The sequence below is a fragment of the Desulforhopalus glucosivorans genome (assembly GCF_054397165.1).
Window position 1 is genome coordinate 1,249,447 of record NZ_AP044854.1, and the last position, 20,975, is coordinate 1,270,421.

A 20,975-nucleotide genomic window follows, 5' to 3' on the forward strand; every position below is an offset into this window, starting at 1 on the left:
TAGTTGTGGGAGGACAATATAGTTTGACCGATTACAATAAAGTCTGATCAAAGCCTAAAAATGACAATAAATTGACCATTTTTAGGTTATATCTGCTGTTCAGAAAGTATTATATTCCAATGCTCTTCCGTGTAATCGAGTAACTTTGGGGGTGACATGCTCCCAAAAGGAACAGGGCGTAAATTTGCAGGTTTGCTTAAATGGTTAACATTGCCATTTAAGTCTTTGAGACTGTGATGTTGTGTAATCCTGTAACCACTTTCGCAAAAATAGTGCAGGTAAGCATATTAAAAATCCAAAGGGCTTTTTGCTTCTTTCAAGGTGACACTTTTCACGGTATACAAAAGCCTGAAATTGCTTTGTATACCCGACATATGATTTCAATGTCCTTGGTGAGTAATGTCTCATCCTGATCGAGCCTTCCAACTCCGAATAAACCTGGCGCCAGTTTGCCCCCGTCTGTTTGTCAGCATCTTTTGCCTTTTCTGCAAGTACCTTTGTCGCCTGCCTGGCAACAACTCCACCGTGTTCCGTCAGAATATTTTGGGCTATCTGGTCCTTAGTTTTAGAGAGATTGTTGCTACCTGCTGTTGATACTTTTTGTTGCTTTCTTTTGTCGCTTGAATTTTCCATTTTCCATAATAAATGGACGGCGTGTTTTGCCTGATCAAGTATGAACGGTTTCTGTTTTTTTGCTTTTCAGCTTAATCAAAAACGCAGACAAAGAATCTTTTTCACTCCATTTGAAGGAATATTTAGTGCAAAAATCGAGATAATAGCGTACCCATTTTAAGTAAAAAGATTGGAGCCGAGGTTCAACACCCTGTTTTTGTATAATATGTGAATATCTGGAAGAAAACTCTTTGGGTATCTTGATCATTGGTCAATGTTAGGAATTATATAGACGCTAGATAACATTCAGTGTGACTGGTTAACCAGAAGGGTATAGCCTATCACGGATCATTTCTGCTTGTCAAGGAGATGGAGATCCGGAGTTATCTAGAAAACTAGACAATAACTTGTTAGCTAGCAAAAGGAGTAATCCATACTTTGATTAAGAAATTATTACTTTCTTTATTCATTATTTGCTTCTTGTTAGTCATTATATATCTTAATCGCGGCAATATTATGAGAGCGATATGGACAGCTGATATACCATTCAGAAGTCAAGTGCTCACTTATTTGACAACAGAAGATGCAAGTTGGGAATATATAGATAAAAGTTTGGGTGGCATGAAAGCTATTGCTGCTACTAAAGAGAACGAAACCATAATTAAGTTCGAATTTGTTCTGCATGAAATATCTGCAATGAACTCAATGCATTGCATAAGAGACATTCAAGGCAAAGTAAAGAATGAAAAAATTCTTATTAACCTTCGATATTGCATGTGTAATGACTGGAATAGCCAAAACTCTAGCGAGAGTGTCACAATAAAACAATTGAAACCAGGCAATTATACTATTATTTATAATGATGCATCTGCAGGACATCCAGAGTTGGGTAACATTAATATTGCACGTTCTAAAAATAGCTAACCCGGCGCTCAAGAGGGACGGCAAGAGGCTATGCTGTTTGCCAAACTCAAAGTTGAATCAGAACTTATAAATACTAAATCAGTTTTGGGGTAATTCGCTTGCCGCCCCTTAGCTAAACGTTAGTGCGCCAAGCGAAGCTTGGTGCTTCTTATAGGGTGCCCTGCTTAAGTTCCTGGGCAGGAAGTCCCAATCGGGCAAAGCTTAACCAGCAGCCCGTACCGAGTGTTGCGGGGTCGGCGGAGTCGGCACATTTAGCCGGTGAACAAAGATTGCGAAGCGTACACAGGGAACACTGCAGGCCGCAGGGGAGACGTACCTCCTTTAAGCAATTCAGCCTCGTTAGAGTAAAGTGCAGTTGGCGACGGCTTTAACGTACCGGAAGCCAGGACAGAGGAATCGCTATGGTGAGATTCCCGAGGGACTGCCGGGGTCCGAGAGCGTGGCATGTAGTGAGAGAAGCATCAGGAACTTGGGAGACCCTTCCACCTCCCCCGATTTACCGATCAGGGGTAGGACAGTTCAATCACAAAAAGGCTGTCGCGATGGGTAAATTAAGCGAAGGGAGTCAGATCATCTCATACTACTCTGAGACGGTAACGCCGATCACATGGGGAAGGGGATGACGGTATTGTGTAGCCCGCAAAGGAAACTTGTACGGATACGAAAGGCCGAATAATGCAAGCCAACCTCACTGAGGGGAATAGCAAAGAGAGCATGAGAATGTTCTTGTACGAAGCGAACAATACTGAGGAGCCTTGTGCGGGAAAACCGCACGCAGGGATCTGTGAGGGGGCGGTCGGGTAACTGGCCGTCCTACCTCAATTATAGACACAAGAGAGAGATCAATGATATTTAATAAAGGCATGAACAAGGCTGAATTAGTAAAGGAAATTGACGATTTTCGTAATGGAATCATTGCTAACAATAGTGCTATAGAAAGCAACGCAGTATGGTTGTTCGTAACAACAGTTGGGTGCTATAGCGTTACCCCGAACTTGTTGCGTATGTTTGCAATGCTGTTAGTGATTGTCTTCTGCTACAAAGCTACTGATGAATTAAAAGTTATTGAGAAAAAATATAGTGAATTCGTTGAGCGAATAACTTTGTGTATTGAGAATGGAGATATTGAAAAAGCTGAGAAAGATACCTTGAAGAATAATTTAAGCAAATTAAGTAAAGATTTATTATCTTACAAGTCTTTATTCGTGACAACTCCAAAATTTAACATGGCATATTTATTTTGGTCAATCTCTTTATTATATTTTCTTTATCTTATAAAACGTAACCCCTCTAGCTTACTTGTTACTTTATAGAAACATATTCCGTAGATTTTTTTCAAATAATAGAAAAATGATAATATAACCAGCTAATAAACACAGACCACGGGCCTTGCTCCGCAACAAAGCCCATAGGTAATTAAAACTTTAATCGGCACATGAAAGCTACTTCTTTCCCGTGGCAGGTTATCTCCACGTTATAAGGCATGGTCATAGAATGTTGAAAACGGATAGATTACTGCTTCGTCAGTGGACAGAAGATGACTTTCTTCCTTTCGCAGAAATGTGTAGTGATAAAGATGTCATGGAGTTTTTTCCAAAACCTCAGACTCAAAAAGAAAGTTATGGAATGGCGAAAAAGATTCAATCTTTAATTAAGGATCGTGGTTGGGGGTTTTGGGCGATAGAAATCCCTGGTCAGCATAAGTTTATTGGCTTTGTTGGCTTACACGCTCCTAAAGACAGTATGCCGTTTTCGCCCTGCGTAGAAATTGGCTGGCGGCTATCAAATCAGCATTGGGGTAAAGGCTATGCAACAGAAGCGGCTAAAGCAGCACTGGAATTCGCATTTAACAAATTAAACCTAAATGAGGTTGTTTCGTTTACTACCTTGGCTAATGTTCGTTCTATGGCTGTCATGCAAAAAATCGGCATGAGTAACAGCGCCCAAAACTTTATGCACCCCGATATTGAGGCTTCACATTCGCAGTGTGAGCATGTGCTATATAAAATCAACAAATCGGAGTGGCAGCAAAATGCCTTATAACAAGGCCAATCACAATCGCCCGCAAAAAGCGCGGGCTGGACTCGCTAACGCTCGCCTGTGTTGGCGGCGTTGGTGCGCCAAGCGAAGCTTGGTGCTTCTTATAGGGTGCCCTGCTTAAGTTCCTGGGCAGGAAGTCCCAATCGGGCAAAGCTTAACCAGCAGCCCGTACCGAGTGTTGCGGGGTCGGCGGAGCCGGCAAGTTTTAGCCGGTGAACAAAGATTGCGAAGCGTACACAGGGAACACTGCAGGCCGCAGGGGAGACGTACCTCCTTTAAGCAATTCAGCCTCGTTAGAGTAAAGTGCAGTTGGCGACGGCTTTAACGTACCGGAAGCCAGGACAGAGGAATCGCTATGGTGAGATTCCCGAGGGACTGCCGGGGTCCGAGAGCGTGGCATGTAGTGAGAGAAGCATCAGGAACTTGGGAGACCCTTCCACCTCCCCCGATTTACCGATCAGGGGTAGGACAGTTCAATCACAAAAAGGCTGTCGCGATGGGTAAATTAAGCGAAGGGAGTCAGATCATCTCATACTACTCTGAGACGGTAACGCCGATCACATGGGGAAGGGGATGACAGTATTGTGTAGCCCGCAAAGGAAACTTGTACGGATACGAAAGGCCGAATAATGCAAGCCAACCTCACTGAGGGGAATAGCAAAGAGAGCATGAGAATGTTCTTGTACGAAGCGAACAATACTGAGGAGCCTTGTGCGGGAAAACCGCACGCAGGGATCTGTGAGGGGGCGGTCGGGTAACTGGCCGTCCTACCTCAATTGTGAACAAAAATCCGAATTTATATGAAATTATTCAGCGGATACAGAATAGAATACGACCCAACAGAAGCACTCGAAAAGTTGAGGTCATCGTACGATGATGCAATCGAAGAATTATGGGAAAACTTATATCATCAAGGTGATGTAGATACTGCTTCATATTTTGCAGTACCAACGCTCGTTTCATTAGGTGAACTCTTCTTAGTCGCCCAAATAGAAATTGCTCACAGAGAGAAAAGAAACCCCGAAATTCCAGAGTCATTAAAACCGTCGTATTCTAAAGCAATTAACGAAGCTCTGAACCAAAAACCTTTAAAAGACATTCAACTGCAAGGCTACTATGTTCTTCACGCGCTAAGTGTTGGTCAAGATCGTCTTGCAAAAGCAATATCTGTCATGGATATTGAGGAAATACTTGAACTATATTAAACACATAACCAGGCAATAAACACTGACCACGGGCCTAGCTCTGCAACAGAGTTCAAGGGTATTCATTTTACCTATGAGCTACTGGAACAATAGTTCTTTTCCCGCGGCAGGTTATCAAAACGTTAGACCTTGAATTAAAATGAATGTAGAAAATAGTAATAATGAATTTGAATCCTCTTTGGAAGACAGATCAAAAGAATATTTAGCACATTCTGGCAATTGTGCTCAATCCTGTTTTGCAGCCCTTCAAGATGAATTTGACTTAAAAGCTGATGATATCTTAAAAGCATTAACTCCATTTCCAGGTCTGGCTCTTCGTGGTGAAACGTGTGGCGCAATTACAGGCTCTTTGATGGCGTTAGGTTTAGTTTATGGTAGAAACCAGCTTAATAATCAACGTGGTTATATAGCATCGTTACCATCTGCAAGGAAATTTTGTGCTTCATTTGAAAAAGAATTTGGAGGTACAACTTGTTCTCAAATATTAGAAGAAAAAATGGGGAAGAGTTTCAACCTTATAGAATCAAGTGAAGCAAAAGAATATATAACAAATGGTGGTCAAGAGGTTTGTGGAGAAGTAGTTGCGTTAGCTTCACGACTTGCTGCGGATTTAATAAGGAAAAAAAGAAAATAAATTGTCTAACAAATTGTTTAAGATCGCTCGCTACGCTCTCTCGGACGCTGTGATCAGCGCCGCTTAACTTAAACGTTAGTGCGCCAGGCGAAGCTTGGCGCTTCTTGCAGGGTGCCCTGCTATACAGCAGGAAGTCCCTGTCGGGCAAAGCCTAGCCAGCAGCCCGTACCGAGTGTTGCGCGACTCGCGGAGCTAATTACGGCGAACAAAAGTCGTGAAGCGTACACAGGGAACACCGTAGGCCGCAGGGGAGACGTACCTCCTTTAAGCAATTCAGCCTCGTCAGAGTATAGTGCAGTTGGCGACGATTTTAACGTATCGGAAGCCAGAACAAAGGAATCGTCATGGCAAGATTCTGGAGGGACTGCCGGGGTCATAGAGCGTGGCATGCAGTGAGAGAAGTGTCAGGAACCTGGGAGGCCCTTTTATCTCCTCCTCGTGGAGGTAAGATGTATCAACCACAAGAAGAGCATCTGATGGGTAAAAGGGAGTCAGATCATTCCATAGTACTCCGAGACGGTAGGGCCGTTCACATGGGGAAGGGAATGACGGTATTATGTAGCCCGCAAAGGAAACATATGCAGATAAGACAGGCTGATAAACATATGCAAACCTCACTGCAGGGAATAGCAAAAAGAGCAAAAGAAGTTCCGAAATACCGATTCGGTAATCTGTACAGTTTGCTCAACGAAGGCAACCTTCGGTGGTGCTATGGACAACTCAACCGCAAATCAGCTCCAGGAGTTGACGGTGTGGACTGGGAAGAGTTTGGAATTGATTTGGATGGCAACGTTAGCCAGATAACAGAAGCGTTGAAAGAAAAACGCTACAAAGCTGGTCTTGTTCGAAGACAATATATTCCAAAGCCAGGAGGCAAACAACGTCCTCTAGGTATCCCTGAGACTGGTGATAAACTTGTGCAATATTGCGCAGCGCAGATCCTGTCAGCCATATTTGAACAGGATTTCTTGCCGTGCAGTCACGGATATCGGCAGGGTAAAGGTCCTCGTTCAGCGGCCCTTGAGTTGAGTCAACGTATTCATAGGGGCAAGTTCGGTTGGGTACTGGATGCAGATATTAAAGGCTTTTTCGATAATCTTGATCATGATTGGCTCCTGCGTATGCTGGAGCAGCGTATCAATGACCAGCCATTTCTCCATCTTGTGAAGAAGTGGCTCAAAGCAGGCATCCTTGAGGTTGACGGCAAAGTAATACTACCCGTTACAGGAACACCTCAGGGTGGAGTAGTCTCCGCAGTCCTGGCCAACATTTATCTCCATTTTGCCCTTGATCTCTGGTTTGAGAAAGTTGTTAAACCCAGATGTCGGGGTGATGCTTATCTGATTCGTTTTGCTGATGACTATGTGTGCTGTTTTCAGTACTGCAGTGACTTGATGAAAGTAGTTCGCGTTCTTCCTAAACGGTTGGGCAAGTTTAACCTGGAACTTGCAGCCGACAAAACAAAAGCTATACGGTTCAGTAGGTTTGAAACGAAACGTAGCAAGAGTTTTGTTTTTCTTGGCTTTGAATATCGCTGGGTCATTAGCTTGAAAAAGAAGCCTCTTGTTAGAATGGTAACCGCTCGGAAGAAATTCCAGCAGGCACTATCAAACATGAAGGCGTGGATCAGAAGCAATCGGTGTGTTTCAGGAGTCACTGAACTCATGGAGCAATTTATGGCAAAACTACGTGGGCACTACAATTATTATGGTGTTAGTGGTAACTTTGATAAACTCGGTTCCTTCTACAATCTGAGTTGCAAGATAGTCTATAAATGGTTGAATAGGAGGAGTCAGCGGAAAAGCTTTAACTGGCGAGGTTTTGAAGAACTCTTACGGAGTTTCTCAATTCCCCGGCCTCGGATCACAGGGTACTGGAGCTGAAATGTTTTTGTACGAAGCGAATAATACTGAGGAGCCCTGTGCGAGAATACCGCACGCAGGGATCTGCGAGGGGACGGTCGGGTAACTGGCTGTTCTACCTTAATGCGGCAGGAAGGAAATTCTATGAAATATCAGGTCAAAAGACTTACTGGCAAAGAATTTGACTCCACCTTCTCGTCACCAATGAAACAACTTGAGCAAGATGAGGCGCCGCTTATAGAATTCTGGTCTTACTTTGACTCAATACCAGATGATCATTTTGAAAATCATGATTGTTCTGAAGGTGCAGTAGATATTGTCTATGTTGATTCATCTGGCAGATATGAACATGTACTTGTAAATAGTGAAAATAAAAATGTTTTTATGGTAATTGTCTTAGACAAACCAAACAAAACAATATTAGGGCACAAGCTGTTGGACCTTAATGAAAAATATGGAAAAATCCGCTAACCAGACGTTCCAGTTGACCTCTGGCACAGCTCGGCTGTTGCTTCTGTCAAGTTTATCCTGTACAGAAACTTATTTACACTTGCCAAATTCTGTTTGTGCCAGTGTCAACTGAACTCTACGTTCCCAAGGTGCTCGCTTCGCTCCCAAAACACCTTGGGAACGCCAGAGCTAACGGGGACCCGTATTGATCAATTGCTTCCTACGCCGCTGCGCGCCTAGGGAACCAATCGCTCAACACGACAAATTCACATCGATAATCGAGCAAGCTCATTATCAATGATAAATTTGCCCGTTAGCTCGGGCGTTATACCAATGAAATATAAAGACTTGATCTCAGAGAAGGCTACAATTGACTTACAGGAAAGCTTTATCTCGGTTATCAACCTAAAAAATAGAATCAAAAGGGAATTCAAAACAAAAATACTAACTGAAACAAGCACTTCATTTAGTTTTAAAATAATCAGATTTGCCAGGTTGTTTGGTGCTCCAGTGTTATTTCCAAATCCGATTTTCAACGTTGAGGTTTTGAGAGAAGGAAAAAACACAAAAGTTCATTGTGAGTTACTCGTTTTCGACTACTTCTTTATCTACATTGGCGTGTTTGTTTTTGGGTTTTTTCTTTTCTTTACCGATTTTCATGGATCAAACTCTATAGGTATCAAAGGATATGTCAGTATACTGTTCACCTTTTTTGTAATTGGGAATGTGGCAGTTTTATTAGACTCAAAATATTTCCTTCATCTTTTGAAAAAAGAATTAAAAAAAGAAATTGAAGAATACAAGGTATAACCACCTAGTCCAGCCGACACCGGGAAGGCCGCGGTGTTGAATTCTTACGTCAGGAGCCCGGTGCGGCTGACCAGCACGTTAGTGCGCCAGGCGAAGCTTGGCGCTTCTTACAGGGTGCCCTGCTATACAGCAGGAAGTCCCTGTCGGGCAAAGCCTAGCCAGCAGCCCGTACCGAGTGTTGCGGGGTCGGCGGAGTCGGCACATTTAGCCGGTGAACAAAGATTGCGAAGCGTACACAGGGAACACCGTAGGCCGCAGGGGAGACGTACCTCCTTCAAGCAATTCAGCCTCGTCAGAGTATAGTGCAGTTGGCGACGATTTTAACGTATCGGAAGCCAGAACAAAGGAATCGTCATGGCAAGATTCTGGAGGGACTGCCGGGGTCATAGAGCGTGGCATGCAGTGAGAGAAGTGTCAGGAACCTGGGAGGCCCTTTTATCTCCTCCTCGTGGAGGTAAGATGTATCAACCACAAGAAGAGCATCTGATGGGTAAAAGGGAGTCAGATCATTCCATAGTACTCCGAGACGGTAGGGCCGTTCACATGGGGAAGGGAATGACGGTATTATGTAGCCCGCAAAGGAAACATATGCAGATAAGACAGGCTGATAAACATATGCAAACCTCACTGCGGGGAATAGCAAAAAGAGCAAAGGAAGTTCCAAAATACCGATTCGGTAATCTGTACAGTTTGCTCAACGAAGGCAACCTTCGGTGGTGCTATGGACAACTCAACTGCAAATCAGCTCCAGGAGTTGACGGTGTGGACTGGGAAGAGTTCGGAATTGATTTGGATGGCAACGTTAGCCAGATAACAGACGCGTTGAAAGAAAAACGCTACAAAGCTGGTCTTGTTCGAAGACAATATATTGCAAAGCCAGGAGGCAAACAACGTCCTCTAGGTATCCCTGAGACTGGTGATAAACTTGTGCAATATTGCGCAGCGCAGATCCTGTCAGCCATATTTGAACAGGATTTCTTGCCGTGCAGTCACGGATCTCGGCAGGGTAAAGGTCCTCGTTCAGCGGCCCTTGAGTTGAGTCAACGTATTCATCGGGGCAAGTTCGGTTGGGTACTGGATGCAGATATTAAAGGCTTTTTCGATAATCTTGATCATGATTGGCTCCTGCGTATGCTGGAGCAGCGTATCAATGACCAGCCATTTCTCCATCTTGTGAAGAAGTGGCTCAAAGCAGGCATTCTTGAGGTTGACGGTAAGGTAATACTACCCGTTACAGGAACACCTCAGGGTGGAGTAGTCTCCGCAGTCCTGGCCAACATTTATCTCCATTTTGCCCTTGATCTCTGGTTTGAGAAAGTTGTTAAACCCAGATGTCGGGGTGATGCTTATCTGATTCGTTTTGCTGATGACTATGTGTGCTGTTTTCAGTACTGCAGTGACTTGATGAAAGTAGTTCGCGTTCTTCCTAAACGGTTGGGCAAGTTTAACCTGGAACTTGCAGCCGACAAAACAAAAGCTATACGGTTCAGTAGGTTTGAAACGAAACGTAGCAAGAGTTTTGTTTTTCTTGGCTTTGAATATCGCTGGGTCATTAGCTTGAAAAAGAAGCCTCTTGTTAGAATGGTAACCGCTCGGAAGAAATTCCAGCAGGCACTATCAAACATGAAGGCGTGGATCAGAAGCAATCGGTGTGTTTCAGGAGTCACTGAACTCATGGAACAATTTATGGCAAAACTACGTGGGCACTACAATTATAATGGTGTTAGTGGTAACTTTGATAAACTCGGTTCCTTCTACAATCTGAGTTGCAAGATAGTCTATAAATGGTTGAATAGGAGGAGTCAGCGGAAAAGCTTTAACTGGCGAGGTTTTGAAGAACTCTTACGGAGTTTCTCAATTCCCCGGCCTCGGATCACAGGGTACTGGAGCTGAAATGCTTTTGTACGAAGCGAATAATACTGAGGAGCCCTGTGCGAGAATACCGCACGCAGGGATCTGCGAGGGGACGGTCGGGTAACTGGCCGTTCTACCTTAATTAAATCAACGGAGAAATAATGAAGTACGATGATGCATCATGGCATTTTGGAGCAGATGATTTTGGCGATCTTCCAGAAATTAATGCATATACACATACGGGAACTTTTGTTGCATGGGCAATGCTCAATGGTTTGGCCAGTGAGTTTCACAAAGAAGAATCGCGAAAGGAAATTGAAAAACTAAAAACCAGATTAGTTACACCAGCTAAATTTTTTCAAAAATGTTGCGATGGTAAATTTACAGATGAAGATCTAAATGAGATTGGCAATAAATTCGCCTTAGATTTTTTTGAGAATCGTTATTTTGGTACCTACGCAGAGGTCGTTGATCCAGAAGAACGGTTTGAAAACATATACGAAATTCCGAGTAATTGGGAAACTTACGATAAAGTAGCAAATGAAATAGATCGCGCTTTTAATTTATGGAAAAAAGAAAATTTTTAACCAGCCAATAAACACGGACCGCAAAAACGTTGCGGTATTGAAACTATTTGCAACGCATAAAGTTCAATATTGATTTAATAGTTTTTATCCGCATTTTGCGGCCGGTTATCGAAACGTTATCTTTCGATGAGCAAAAAATACGTCAACAAAAAATGTGTTTACTGCAACGAAAGAAATTCAATTAGGCAGGGTGACCATCTGTTTGCGAGGGCATTTTTCACTGAGAATGAAAGAGCAAATTTAATAAAAGTACCGGCTTGCAATGAGTGCAACAACATAAAATCACGTTTAGAACACTATCTGACTACAGTGATACCTTTCGGCGGGAGGCATAAAAACGCAAAAGAAAATTTGAGAAAAAACGTACCACCACGGCTAAATAAGAATAAAAAGCTGCATAGTTTCATGGCCAACAGTAGAAACCATTTACCCCTAGACCTTGCGACAGGAGAAATTGGTAAAGCAATGGTAATGCCCTTTGATGGTGAGCAATATACAGAACTATTCAAGTTTATCCTTAAAGGGCTAGCATGGTATCACTGGGGCACCTATGTGCAGAAAGAAACAACACTATTTACACCTGCACTCACAAAATTTGGTCATGAATTGTTTGAAACACACATCTTTTCTCAAGGGAAAAATCATCAAATTCACAACTCCCTAGGAGATCATGCTATTCAATACAAAGGTCTAAGGGCAAACGACAACGAACAATATTCAATCTGGCTATTTAATTTCTATAACGGTTTTGCATGTGCAGAGTCAATTGATGAAACTATAGAAATTTCCAGGGTAGTTTTGGCTATCTCTGGAAGTGAATCGATTGTCAGTGAGTGGCTCGATCTATTTGAAAAATAAATAAGATAACCAGCTAATAAACACGGACCCGCAAACAGCGCGCGGGCCGGTTATAAAATGAGCATAGGAGACTGAATGTTCTTCGGTGAAGAAAACAACTCTAAAGTCCTCGCAGATTTTATCAGAAAAGCAGATGTAGTAACTGTTGAGGATGAAATCAAATTCAATCGTTTAAAAGTAGCCAGACAAATAATTGGCTACATTTATAAATCATCTGAAGAATGGGACAAACGTTGTAGTTTTAATATTAAACATGTCGGAGATCAATTTCTTCAATGGCTAAGAGATTTTGACCACAAAAAACCCTCAGATATAGATCATATTTACTGCATAGCTTATAGATTCCTCTGCGAGTTTGATTTTTTAGTTGGAGCAGGCAAAGAACTATCTTTAGAATTACGATCTTTAAAGTCTAAAATACAATCTGACAACGGTGAGATGGACGGTGATATCCGATCACAGATAATATATGCGTCTTACGTGATGCCTGCAAATATCGCAAAAGAATTTATTAATGATGCTAACATTGGGGTATTTAAAAATTTCGAAGAAAAAATACAAGAAGCAAATAATCTCAAGGAACAATGGGACAAGGAACTTGAATCAAAAAGAACCATTGTTGATAAGTTAAAAGAAAAATTAACTGAGTATGAAATAGGTTTTAATTTTGTAGGGTTGTATCAAGGTTTTTCAGATTTGACTACGAAAAAGAGAAAAGAAGCATTTTGGCTGTTTTGTTCCCTCCTAGCAATGGGATTTTTAATAATTGCGCCATTAATTGTTGAAATATTGCTAGTAACATTTGGCTTGTACAAAGGTAATGCTGTTGGCCTAGACCGTTTTTTTGTATTTCTTCCTATAGTTGCATTAGAAATTGTTCTGATATATTTCTTTAGAGTTATTCTGATCAATCATCGTTCTGTTAAAGCACAAATTATTCAAATTGAACTACGACAAACCTTATGTCAATTCATACAGAGTTATGCAGATTATTCATCCGAAATTAAAAAGAAAGATGGTGTTGCCTTGGAGAAATTTGAAAGCTTAATTTTTAGTGGAATAATTTCCGATCCAGAAAAATTGCCTAGTACTTTCGATGGAATTGATCAAATCGGCAAAATACTTAATAATATAAAAAAATCATAACCACCACCTGCACACGGACCCCGCAAACAGCGCGGATCCGGTGAGGCGGAACGTTAGCTTAAAAACTATATAAACAATGGACAATATAGAAGAAAAAATTGCCAAACTTGAAAAATTTGTTATCTCTTTAAATGATTGGGACAAATCGTATCAAGACCCCAAAAAAAGAGAAGCATTGAGGAGCCAAATCAACAAAAATAAGGCTTGGGTAAGACAACAAGTAATTGAGGCAAGGTGCTTACATACAGTCACAATTGGTCCACCTCCTGCGGTCGGTGGGTTGGTTATGGAGAATATAGATCCATTTACCATGATATTTAATGCTCCTTACGGTATGAGTCTCTTAAGTGTCATTACCGATATGGTCGAGCAGGCGATAGGGGTACTTAATCTACCTCCGACAGGTGAAAATAAAGAAACTGACAAACCAACTTTGAATGTTAGTGTTGAGAAAAATTACGCTTTTGTAGCAATGTCTATTAACCCAGAAGACCCGGCACTTGAAGACGTACTAGAAGCAATAAAAGAAGGTGCTGGTAGGTGTGGTGTCATGGCTGAAAGAGTAGATGAAGTAGAATCAAATGAACGAATAACAGATCGAATCTTAGAGTCAATCAATAAAGCAGAGTTTGTAATAGTAGACCTCACTCATTCAAAACCAAATGTTTTTTATGAAGCGGGTTATGCTCAGGGGATAGGCAAAATCCCAATTTACATTGCTAGAGAAGGAACGAAATTAGAATTTGATTTAAAGGATTACCCAGTAATTTTTTTTAACAATATGAAAAATCTTAAAGACAAACTAGAAAGCAGACTTCACGCTTTGGCAAAAAATAAAAGCTAACGACTAAGGATAGATCGTGATCGCGCAGCGATCCACGATCTTATCCCGGGTTGAACAAGCCCGTGGTAGGTATAAGGAAATATATTTTCGAAGACAAATACAGGAAGGGAAATCTGAATGAAGGGCCGTCTCGGCAGGACGGACCAATGCTACTACCCGTAACGGGCTAAAAAAACAGAACTTATCTCATAGGCACAACACCCTCCCTATAAAATGTGGTTTTAGCATCGCCGATTGTAACGACTATCCAGGCCTGCTGTTTGTCCATCGAAATTCCATAATCTTCATCACACTCTTGCAGCAGGGACATTTGAAAGCAGGCCGTGGTCGAGGTTTTACCTTTGTAATGACGACACGAAGAATGAGTTTAACAAGCGCGAGCAACTTTTTGGCATTACCATGGAGAAAGCCATAGTCCCGCACACGTCTGAAACCTCGAGGCAACACATGTTGTAGGATTAGCCATAGAAAATCCTCTCCTGGTAAAGACCGCAATTTTGTCTTACCACTCGTACTTTTCACATATTTGAAGGTGATATGCCCACCTTTACTTGCGATGATATTCTTCTCGCTAATAACGCCACGATACAGATATCTAGACAGATACTTGAGAGCTGTGACTCCTGCACCCACATGGGCACAGTCAACCACCCACTTTGTCGGAGTTCCTTGGGGGATGATGAAGTCCGCTTCTCGAAGGACATCCAGGAAACGACCACGAAAAACTTTTGCAACAGACTCCTGATGGAAAAGATATTTGCCTTTCACCTTCTTCCAGTATCTACGGCCTCTGGTCACTGCACCTCCCGGGACGATGACATGAATGTGAGGATGAAAATCCAACTTTCGGCTGTGGGTGTGCAGCACCATTGTCATGCCTATCGTCCCACCAAAATCCTTTGAGTTAAGTCCAAATTCTTTCAAGGTGGAAGCGACAGTTGAAAACAGCATGGTGTACACCTTCTTCTGGTTATAAAAGGTAAGGGGCCGAAGTTCGAATGGCACAGTGAATGTGACCATAAAATAGGGCACAGGCAACAGCTTGGATTGCTGTTTGTCTATCCAGCGACTGGCCTCATGGTTCTGACATTTTGGGCAATGGCGATTGCCACATGACAAAGGCCGCCACTCTCCATGTTGGCAATCTGGACATTGCACATACAACTCCCCTGAATCCGGAGTGCGACAGCGAAGGATTGCCTGCAATGTTTTCCAGTGGCTGGGAAGTGCGGTATCCCCATACTTTGCCAAAAATGCATCGTAATATTGCTCTACAACAGATGACATTTCCATAATCACACCTTCTTTAAAGTGATATTGAGGGTGTTGATCAGATCATTAATGGTCTTGGAACCGTTTTGTTCTGTGACGCCTGTTAAATGAGTGTAGCGAGCAGTAGTTTTTGTGCTGGAATGACCGAGAAGATCTTGGATATAGCGCAGACTCAGGCCAAGTTCAAGGAGATGAGTAGCGAAGGCATGGCGAAGAGAATGGATAGAGACTTTTTTTTAATGTTACAATCTCTAACCACGACCTTCATGGCATTTTGGGTGCCACCGATATTCATATGAGTGGTCGCTTGTTGAATAGTTTTCATGGAGCCTCTCGCATTTGGGAAGAGTAATGTTGGATGGCGATGCTTGCTCCAGAGTACACGCAGCGCATGCAATGTTCTATCTGGCAAGGGAACCATACGATCTTTATGTCCTTTACCACGCCGTATGTGAACGAGCTTTCGGTCACCGTCAATATCGCCTACTTCAAGCGACAGTGCCTCTGTCAAACGCAATCCCATTGAATATGTCGCCAATAGGAAAACCCGGTAGCGCATTTTCTTGGTGGCACAGATAAGCCTTTCGATCTCTGATGAACTCAGGATATCAGGGATCGATTTCACCTGAGGCGGTTTGACCATATCAAGCCATTGCCAATCCTGCTCAAGGACATTCTTCCAGAAAAACATCAGTCCAAGTCTGTCGATCTTGACGGTGCTCCATGAATGGGTTTTGATCAAATCGCAGAAGTAAGTTTCCAATTGTTCCTTGCTTAACTTATCAGGACAACAATCATAATGGGCACGTATCCGACGAACTGCCCTTGAATATGCACTTATGGTGCTATCACTTTTCCCCTGAAGTTTTAGCAAGTTAAGATGACGTTCATAGAGCTCTGTAAATCGTTTTACTTCTGATTTCTTCATGGTATACTCCTTTATTTTGTAAGTATCCGGGATTGGATACATATAAAAAGTATACCTCATTGGTTGCTTTTACTGCCGCGTAGCGGCTTCGTTCAGCAAGGCGTTTCACCATCGCTCCACTGCGTTACGCTGGACTCAATAAAACTCGCCGCTCAACTCTGCGTTAGTGCGCCAAGCGAAGCTTGGTGCTTCTTATAGGGTGCCCTGCTTAAGTTCCTGGGCAGGAAGTCCCAATCGGGCAAAGCTTAACCAGCAGCCCGTACCGAGTGTTGCGGGGTCGGCGGAGTCGGCACATTTAGCCGGTGAACAAAGATTGCGAAGCGTACACAGGGAACACTGCAGGCCGCAGGGGAGACGTACCTCCTTTAAGCAATTCAGCCTCGTTAGAGTAAAGTGCAGTTGGCGACGGCTTTAACGTACCGGAAGCCAGGACAGAGGAATCGCTATGGTGAGATTCCCGAGGGACTGCCGGGGTCCGAGAGCGTGGCATGTAGTGAGAGAAGCATCAGGAACTTGGGAGACCCTTCCACCTCCCCCGATTTACCGATCAGGGGTAGGACAGTTCAATCACAAAAAGGCTGTCGCGATGGGTAAATTAAGCGAAGGGAGTCAGATCATCTCATACTACTCTGAGACGGTAACGCCGATCACATGGGGAAGGGGATGACGGTATTGTGTAGCCCGCAAAGGAAACTTGTACGGATACGAAAGGCCGAATAATGCAAGCCAACCTCACTGAGGGGAATAGCAAAGAGAGCATGAGAATGTTCTTGTACGAAGCGAACAATACTGAGGAGCCTTGTGCGGGAAAACCGCACGCAGGGATCTGTGAGGGGGCGGTCGGGTAACTGGCCGTCCTACCTCAATGCTGCTTATAAAGTTATGAATTTAGAACTAGAAAAGATAAAAAACAGGATTTTAGAAATTCAAGAATCATATAATGAAGATAACTTGTTGGATTCACTATATGAAATAACCGATGCACTTGAAGGTGTTGAAAGTGCCCAAGATATAATTCCAGAAATCTTCAAATTCATGGAAGCTCTTTCCAATGCCGACCTTGGAGCTCCAGGACCACTTGTCCATTTCATTGAGAGATTCTATCCAAATTATGATGAATTGTTACTTGAATCAATTGCAAGAAAACCAGTTCTATTAACTATTTGGATGTGCAATAGAATCTTAAACGATGATATTGGCAAGACTAGACGAATTAAATTTCTCGAAGCCCTGGAAAGCATTGAAAAAAATGAAAATCTGGGAATTGAACTTAGGGAAGAAGCAAAGAATTTCCTTACACAACAACTTGGAAGCAGCTAACAGCAGCATTAAGTTGACCGCACTCTGGCCGCTGCTGATCGGTAATTGGGTGCTTTTGGCGAGTAATTCAAAAACGCTAAATCCATGCCAGCGGCAACTTATGCCAAACGTTACTATACCCATCTCGAAGCTCTCTAATTTTAGACAAACTATATTGTCCGACTAGAGTAGGTTCCTGTCAGAACACCACAGAACCCGGCACCACCAATGAGAATTCGTTCAGCAAGTGTTTTCTGGGGATCAGTATCAGGAAAGCAATGTTTCATACCCCTAGGAAGCGGTTTCTTATCTCAGGTTGGGACTGTAGCTCGCTTGTGGAACCGTCCCATGCTATTTTACCGTTCTCAAGTATATAGTGATATTGAGCAAGTTCCATGAGAGCGTTCAGGTTCTTATCCACAATAAGGATGGCAAGACCCTTATCTTTAAGAACATTGAGGCCGCGCCAAATTTCCTGGCGAACCAGAGGGGCGAGTCCTTCCGTGGCCTCGTCTAGTATGAGGAGGCTTGGGTTGATCATTAAAGCTCTGCCAATTGCAAGCATCTGTTGTTCGCCGCCGGACAACTGGTTACCGTAATTACTGAGCCGATCTTTTAAACGGGGAAAGATCGTTAATATATCGTCAAGTGTGTAAGGCGTTTTAACATTTCGATGGTTTGCCTGGGCCATAAACAAGTTTTCTTTAACAGTCAGGTTGGGAAATATCTGACGACCTTCGGGAACAAGTCCAATTCCTTTTCTGGCAATAGAGTAACTGGGCTTTGAGGTGATTTCTTCACCCACAAATTTAATTATTCCTGAGGCGGCAGGGGTAATACCCATTATGGACCGGATGGTAGTACTTTTGCCCATACCGTTTCTTCCAAGAAGCGTAACTACCTGGCCCATTTTAACTGTAAGTGAAACCCCGTAGAGGGCTTGGCTTTGACCATAGTAGGTAGAAATGTCGTGAACGTTTAGCATTCATCCTCCTCCCCGAGATAGGCACTGCGCACCTTTGGATTTGCCCGTATCTCACTCGGAGTTCCTGTGGCTATGTGTTCACCATAGACCAGCACCGTCACCGTATCTGCAATGGAAAAAACAATATCCATATCATGCTCTACAAGAAGGATTGTTACACTGCCACGAAGCCCTTCAATGAGTTTTGCCAGTTCCTGAGTTCCACCTGTGCCCATTCCTGCCATGGGTTCATCCATAATTAACAGTTCTGGGTTTCCAACAAGTGCCATGCCGACTTCGAGCTGTCGCTTCTGGCCATGGGAGAGAACTCGGGCAGGCTGTTTACTCTGCCGAGCCAGATCAACTCGCTCCAGAGCTATGGATACTTCTTTTTGGATCTGGGAGGTACCAAGCGCTCTTTTCCAAAAGCGAAAGTTATGGCCGTTTTTTGAATGGATGGCGAGTGCCATATTTTCTGCCACAGTTAATTGCTCAAAAACATGGGTGATTTGAAATGATCTCGATATTCCTAATTGCGCACGCTTATGTGCTTTAAGAGTTGTTATGTCTGATGAGTTAAATAGAATCGTACCTTTGTCTGGTAATATATCACCACTCAATTGATTGACAAGTGTGGTCTTACCGGCTCCATTTGGTCCTATGAGTGCGTGGATATCACCTTTCTCAATAGAAAAGCTTACATCACTGGTGGCACGAATGGCGCCAAAATTTTTGTATAGATGTTGTATTTGCAGGACAGTATTATTCATGTTTACCTCGCCCGGCAATGAGGCTCCATAAACCGCCTTTTGCAAAAAGCACCACTAAGATGAGGAAGGGACCCATATAAATCATCCAGTGCTCTGTATACATAGCAAGGCTCTCCTCCATAAGCAAAAATGCTGCAGCTCCAAGTACTGGTCCATACAGGGTTCCAAGGCCTCCGAGGATTACCATAACCATCAGTTCCCCTGATAAGGTCCAATGAAGCAGCCCGGGGCTAACGTATTCAGTTTGATTCGCCAGTAAACCACCCGCAAGACCAGCCCCTGCTCCAGCAATCACAAATAGAACAAGCTGGTAGCGGAAGGCATGAATCCCAAGGGCTTGAGTGCGACGGGAATTGTCCCTTGCTCCCCGAACAATGAGACCAAAGCGTGAACGTACCAGTCTTTCAGCGAGGATAAGAAAACTAATTAAGAGAGCAAGGCAGAGGTAGTAAAACTGTATATCATTTCCGAGGTCCATACCGGGGATTGTTGATCTGGAGTAAAGGGAGAGGCCATCACTGCCACCATATTTTTCCATGGAAACAAAGAGATAATATAGCATCTGGGCAAAGGCGAGGGTAATCATGATAAAATGTATGCCCTTTGTTCTAAGGCTCATAGCTCCAAATATCATAGCGAAAAAACCTGCAACAAGCGCTGCCAATGGAAGAACAATTAAACCGTTTTCAGAGCCGTTGATGATCAGGGGCGATTGTATGAAGGGTTCCATTTCTGATGCATGGAAAAATCCGATACCAACTACATAGGCACCGATACCTACATAGGCGGCGTGGCCGAGACTGGTAAGTCCTCCATAACCAAGCAGTAGGTCAAGACTGACTGCAGCAAGAGCATATATGAGTACTCGACTAAAAAGAGAGACCAGATATATCTGATCAAGAAAAAGCGCAGCAGGGGGGAGGGCCAAGAGCATTAGGGCGCAAACGCCTAAGGCGAGTCTAGTTCGTTGTTGTATTGTCATTAGGAATGAGCTGGAAAGAGGCCCCTTGGTTTCCATACAAGAATTACAGCCATAAGGATGTAAATAGCCATGGATGATAAAGAGGCTGCAACTGCGTCTGCACTTGAGGATTGAAAGAGTAGATGAAATATCGTTGGTAGAAACGCTCTGCCCAGTGTGTCAACCATACCAACCAGGATAGCGCCTGCTAGAGCTCCTCGAATAGAGCCTATGCCTCCAATGACTATTACGACAAAGGTAAGAATTAAAATTGATTCCCCCATGCCACTTTCTACGGCGAGAATTGGGCCTGCCATGACTCCGGCAAGCCCTGCGAGCAGAGTCCCAAGGCCGAAAACCAGGGTGTTGAGTAGACGTATGTTTACCCCAAGTGCTGCGACCATTTCACGGTTGACTGCTCCTGCTCGTATTTGCATGCCCAAACGTGTTTTGGAAAATAACAGCCAGAGAAACAGTGCGACCCCAAGGCCTACAAAAATTACTGCCAGTCGGTATGCCGGGTAGGTAAGCCCCGGTAAAAGCTGTACACTATGATTGAGCCAGTCAGGGACATCCATGAAGAGTGGTTGGCGCCCCCAGATAATCCGGGTCAGCTCATTGAAAAACATTATTAGGCCGAAGGTGGCGAGCACCTGGTCGAGATGATCTCGCTGATAAAGGCGCCTGAGAACGATCCATTCAACAACCATACCGGTGAACGCTGCTGCAGGAAGGGATGCAGCAATGCCCAAGAGAAAAGAACCCGTGGCGGAGGCAACGGTAGCACCGACGTAGGCACCTATCATGTAAAATGAGCCGTGGGCAAGGTTGATAACCCGCATTATGCCAAATACCAGAGTGAGACCGGCAGACATAAGAAAGAGCATAACTCCAAATTGGAGGCCGTTAAGACACTGTTCGAAAAAAAGTAACATAATAAAATGAGTCGATGTGG

The 20,975-nt window shown here is 43.4% G+C and carries 20 protein-coding genes and 1 pseudogene; 14 read left to right on the plus strand and 7 right to left on the minus strand.

All coding sequences use genetic code 11. The features are described from left to right. Positions 1 to 204: 204 nt before the first annotated feature. Positions 205 to 633, minus strand: coding sequence for a hypothetical protein (locus ACX6CI_RS05350; RefSeq protein WP_458777135.1), 429 nt, complete (start codon positions 631 to 633; stop codon positions 205 to 207). Positions 634 to 1,050: 417 nt separating this feature from the next. On the opposite strand from ACX6CI_RS05350, the gene ACX6CI_RS05355 reads away from it, so the two are divergent. From ACX6CI_RS05355 to ACX6CI_RS05415, 13 genes are all read left to right on the plus strand, one after another. Next, on the plus strand, positions 1,051 to 1,536 hold the full coding sequence (locus tag ACX6CI_RS05355) for a hypothetical protein (RefSeq protein ID WP_458777136.1): 486 nt from the start codon (positions 1,051 to 1,053) through the stop codon (positions 1,534 to 1,536). Between the two features lie 845 nt (positions 1,537 to 2,381). Continuing rightward, positions 2,382 to 2,849 (plus strand): hypothetical protein, encoded by a 468-nt coding sequence (locus ACX6CI_RS05360; protein WP_458777137.1) that lies wholly within the window; start codon positions 2,382 to 2,384, stop codon positions 2,847 to 2,849. Positions 2,850 to 3,030: 181 nt separating this feature from the next. After that, a complete protein-coding gene (locus ACX6CI_RS05365; RefSeq protein ID WP_458777138.1) occupies positions 3,031 to 3,579 on the plus strand; it encodes a GNAT family N-acetyltransferase in 549 nt (182 codons plus the stop codon). A gap of 797 nt (positions 3,580 to 4,376) precedes the next feature. Beyond that, the gene (locus ACX6CI_RS05370; protein ID WP_458777139.1) at positions 4,377 to 4,781 is read left to right on the plus strand and encodes a hypothetical protein; all 405 of its coding nucleotides are present in this window, start codon (positions 4,377 to 4,379) and stop codon (positions 4,779 to 4,781) included. Positions 4,782 to 4,920: 139 nt separating this feature from the next. Further along, complete coding sequence (locus tag ACX6CI_RS05375; protein ID WP_458777140.1) at positions 4,921 to 5,415, plus strand: C-GCAxxG-C-C family protein; 495 nt, start codon at positions 4,921 to 4,923, stop codon at positions 5,413 to 5,415. Between the two features lie 449 nt (positions 5,416 to 5,864). Then, on the plus strand, positions 5,865 to 7,298 hold the full coding sequence (gene ltrA, locus ACX6CI_RS05380; protein ID WP_458777141.1) for a group II intron reverse transcriptase/maturase: 1,434 nt from the start codon (positions 5,865 to 5,867) through the stop codon (positions 7,296 to 7,298). Between the two features lie 123 nt (positions 7,299 to 7,421). Continuing rightward, positions 7,422 to 7,748 carry a hypothetical protein gene (locus ACX6CI_RS05385; RefSeq protein WP_458777142.1) on the plus strand — a complete coding sequence of 109 codons (327 nt, stop codon included), beginning with the start codon at positions 7,422 to 7,424 and terminating at the stop codon, positions 7,746 to 7,748. Between the two features lie 312 nt (positions 7,749 to 8,060). After that, a complete protein-coding gene (locus ACX6CI_RS05390) occupies positions 8,061 to 8,537 on the plus strand; it encodes a hypothetical protein (RefSeq protein ID WP_458777143.1) in 477 nt (158 codons plus the stop codon). A 459-nt stretch (positions 8,538 to 8,996) separates the two neighbouring features. Beyond that, entirely contained in the window at positions 8,997 to 10,430 is a 1,434-nt protein-coding gene (ltrA, locus tag ACX6CI_RS05395) for a group II intron reverse transcriptase/maturase (RefSeq protein ID WP_458777144.1), read from the plus strand. Positions 10,431 to 10,552: 122 nt separating this feature from the next. Beyond that, a complete protein-coding gene (locus ACX6CI_RS05400) occupies positions 10,553 to 10,978 on the plus strand; it encodes a DUF7832 domain-containing protein (protein WP_458777145.1) in 426 nt (141 codons plus the stop codon). A 126-nt stretch (positions 10,979 to 11,104) separates the two neighbouring features. Further along, positions 11,105 to 11,836, plus strand: coding sequence for an HNH endonuclease (locus ACX6CI_RS05405; protein WP_458777146.1), 732 nt, complete (start codon positions 11,105 to 11,107; stop codon positions 11,834 to 11,836). A gap of 75 nt (positions 11,837 to 11,911) precedes the next feature. Beyond that, positions 11,912 to 12,982: a hypothetical protein gene (locus ACX6CI_RS05410; protein ID WP_458777147.1), complete on the plus strand. Its 1,071-nt coding sequence runs from the start codon at positions 11,912 to 11,914 to the stop codon at positions 12,980 to 12,982. Between the two features lie 76 nt (positions 12,983 to 13,058). Further along, positions 13,059 to 13,826: a hypothetical protein gene (locus ACX6CI_RS05415; protein WP_458777148.1), complete on the plus strand. Its 768-nt coding sequence runs from the start codon at positions 13,059 to 13,061 to the stop codon at positions 13,824 to 13,826. Between the two features lie 243 nt (positions 13,827 to 14,069). On the opposite strand, the gene ACX6CI_RS05420 is transcribed toward ACX6CI_RS05415, so the two are convergent. After that, complete coding sequence (locus ACX6CI_RS05420) at positions 14,070 to 15,119, minus strand: IS91 family transposase (RefSeq protein WP_458777149.1); 1,050 nt, start codon at positions 15,117 to 15,119, stop codon at positions 14,070 to 14,072. A gap of 2 nt (positions 15,120 to 15,121) precedes the next feature. Next, positions 15,122 to 16,026, minus strand: a pseudogene (locus tag ACX6CI_RS05425) (site-specific integrase). Positions 16,027 to 16,908: 882 nt separating this feature from the next. Between ACX6CI_RS05425 and ACX6CI_RS05430 the strand changes: the two are divergent. After that, a complete protein-coding gene (locus tag ACX6CI_RS05430; RefSeq protein ID WP_458777150.1) occupies positions 16,909 to 17,346 on the plus strand; it encodes a hypothetical protein in 438 nt (145 codons plus the stop codon). Between the two features lie 262 nt (positions 17,347 to 17,608). Here ACX6CI_RS05430 and ACX6CI_RS05435 read toward each other — a convergent pair whose 3' ends face one another. The 4 genes from ACX6CI_RS05435 to ACX6CI_RS05450 are packed head-to-tail and all read right to left on the minus strand — an operon-like array spanning position 17,609 to position 20,955. Next, a complete protein-coding gene (locus ACX6CI_RS05435; protein ID WP_458777151.1) occupies positions 17,609 to 18,310 on the minus strand; it encodes an ABC transporter ATP-binding protein in 702 nt (233 codons plus the stop codon). Further along, positions 18,304 to 19,059, minus strand: a complete 756-nt coding sequence (locus ACX6CI_RS05440; RefSeq protein ID WP_458777152.1) for an ABC transporter ATP-binding protein — start codon at positions 19,057 to 19,059, stop codon at positions 18,304 to 18,306. The genes ACX6CI_RS05435 and ACX6CI_RS05440 overlap by 7 nt, the downstream gene beginning before the upstream one ends. Next, positions 19,052 to 20,041, minus strand: coding sequence for a branched-chain amino acid ABC transporter permease (locus ACX6CI_RS05445; protein ID WP_458777153.1), 990 nt, complete (start codon positions 20,039 to 20,041; stop codon positions 19,052 to 19,054). The genes ACX6CI_RS05440 and ACX6CI_RS05445 overlap by 8 nt, the downstream gene beginning before the upstream one ends. After that, entirely contained in the window at positions 20,041 to 20,955 is a 915-nt protein-coding gene (locus ACX6CI_RS05450; RefSeq protein ID WP_458777154.1) for a branched-chain amino acid ABC transporter permease, read from the minus strand. Before ACX6CI_RS05450 ends, ACX6CI_RS05445 begins: the two co-directional genes overlap by 1 nt. Positions 20,956 to 20,975: the final 20 nt, after the last annotated feature.

Excerpts from the sequence above, each read along its gene's own strand:
- ACX6CI_RS05435 (WP_458777151.1), bottom strand. The coding sequence starts at position 18,310 with ATGCTAAACGTTCACGACATTTCTACCTACTATGGTCAAAGCCAAGCC.
- ACX6CI_RS05370 (WP_458777139.1), top strand. The coding sequence starts at position 4,377 with ATGAAATTATTCAGCGGATACAGAATAGAATACGACCCAACAGAAGCA.
- ACX6CI_RS05375 (WP_458777140.1), top strand. The coding sequence starts at position 4,921 with ATGAATGTAGAAAATAGTAATAATGAATTTGAATCCTCTTTGGAAGAC.
- ltrA (WP_458777141.1), top strand. The coding sequence starts at position 5,865 with ATGTATCAACCACAAGAAGAGCATCTGATGGGTAAAAGGGAGTCAGAT.
- ACX6CI_RS05385 (WP_458777142.1), top strand. The coding sequence starts at position 7,422 with ATGAAATATCAGGTCAAAAGACTTACTGGCAAAGAATTTGACTCCACC.
- ACX6CI_RS05430 (WP_458777150.1), top strand. The coding sequence starts at position 16,909 with ATGAATTTAGAACTAGAAAAGATAAAAAACAGGATTTTAGAAATTCAA.
- ACX6CI_RS05440 (WP_458777152.1), bottom strand. The coding sequence starts at position 19,059 with ATGAATAATACTGTCCTGCAAATACAACATCTATACAAAAATTTTGGC.
- ACX6CI_RS05390 (WP_458777143.1), top strand. The coding sequence starts at position 8,061 with ATGAAATATAAAGACTTGATCTCAGAGAAGGCTACAATTGACTTACAG.
- ACX6CI_RS05405 (WP_458777146.1), top strand. The coding sequence starts at position 11,105 with ATGAGCAAAAAATACGTCAACAAAAAATGTGTTTACTGCAACGAAAGA.
- ACX6CI_RS05400 (WP_458777145.1), top strand. The coding sequence starts at position 10,553 with ATGAAGTACGATGATGCATCATGGCATTTTGGAGCAGATGATTTTGGC.
- ltrA (WP_458777144.1), top strand. The coding sequence starts at position 8,997 with ATGTATCAACCACAAGAAGAGCATCTGATGGGTAAAAGGGAGTCAGAT.
- ACX6CI_RS05360 (WP_458777137.1), top strand. The coding sequence starts at position 2,382 with ATGATATTTAATAAAGGCATGAACAAGGCTGAATTAGTAAAGGAAATT.
- ACX6CI_RS05410 (WP_458777147.1), top strand. The coding sequence starts at position 11,912 with ATGTTCTTCGGTGAAGAAAACAACTCTAAAGTCCTCGCAGATTTTATC.
- ACX6CI_RS05365 (WP_458777138.1), top strand. The coding sequence starts at position 3,031 with ATGTTGAAAACGGATAGATTACTGCTTCGTCAGTGGACAGAAGATGAC.
- ACX6CI_RS05415 (WP_458777148.1), top strand. The coding sequence starts at position 13,059 with ATGGACAATATAGAAGAAAAAATTGCCAAACTTGAAAAATTTGTTATC.
- ACX6CI_RS05445 (WP_458777153.1), bottom strand. The coding sequence starts at position 20,041 with ATGACAATACAACAACGAACTAGACTCGCCTTAGGCGTTTGCGCCCTA.
- ACX6CI_RS05420 (WP_458777149.1), bottom strand. The coding sequence starts at position 15,119 with ATGGAAATGTCATCTGTTGTAGAGCAATATTACGATGCATTTTTGGCA.
- ACX6CI_RS05350 (WP_458777135.1), bottom strand. The coding sequence starts at position 633 with ATGGAAAATTCAAGCGACAAAAGAAAGCAACAAAAAGTATCAACAGCA.
- ACX6CI_RS05450 (WP_458777154.1), bottom strand. The coding sequence starts at position 20,955 with ATGTTACTTTTTTTCGAACAGTGTCTTAACGGCCTCCAATTTGGAGTT.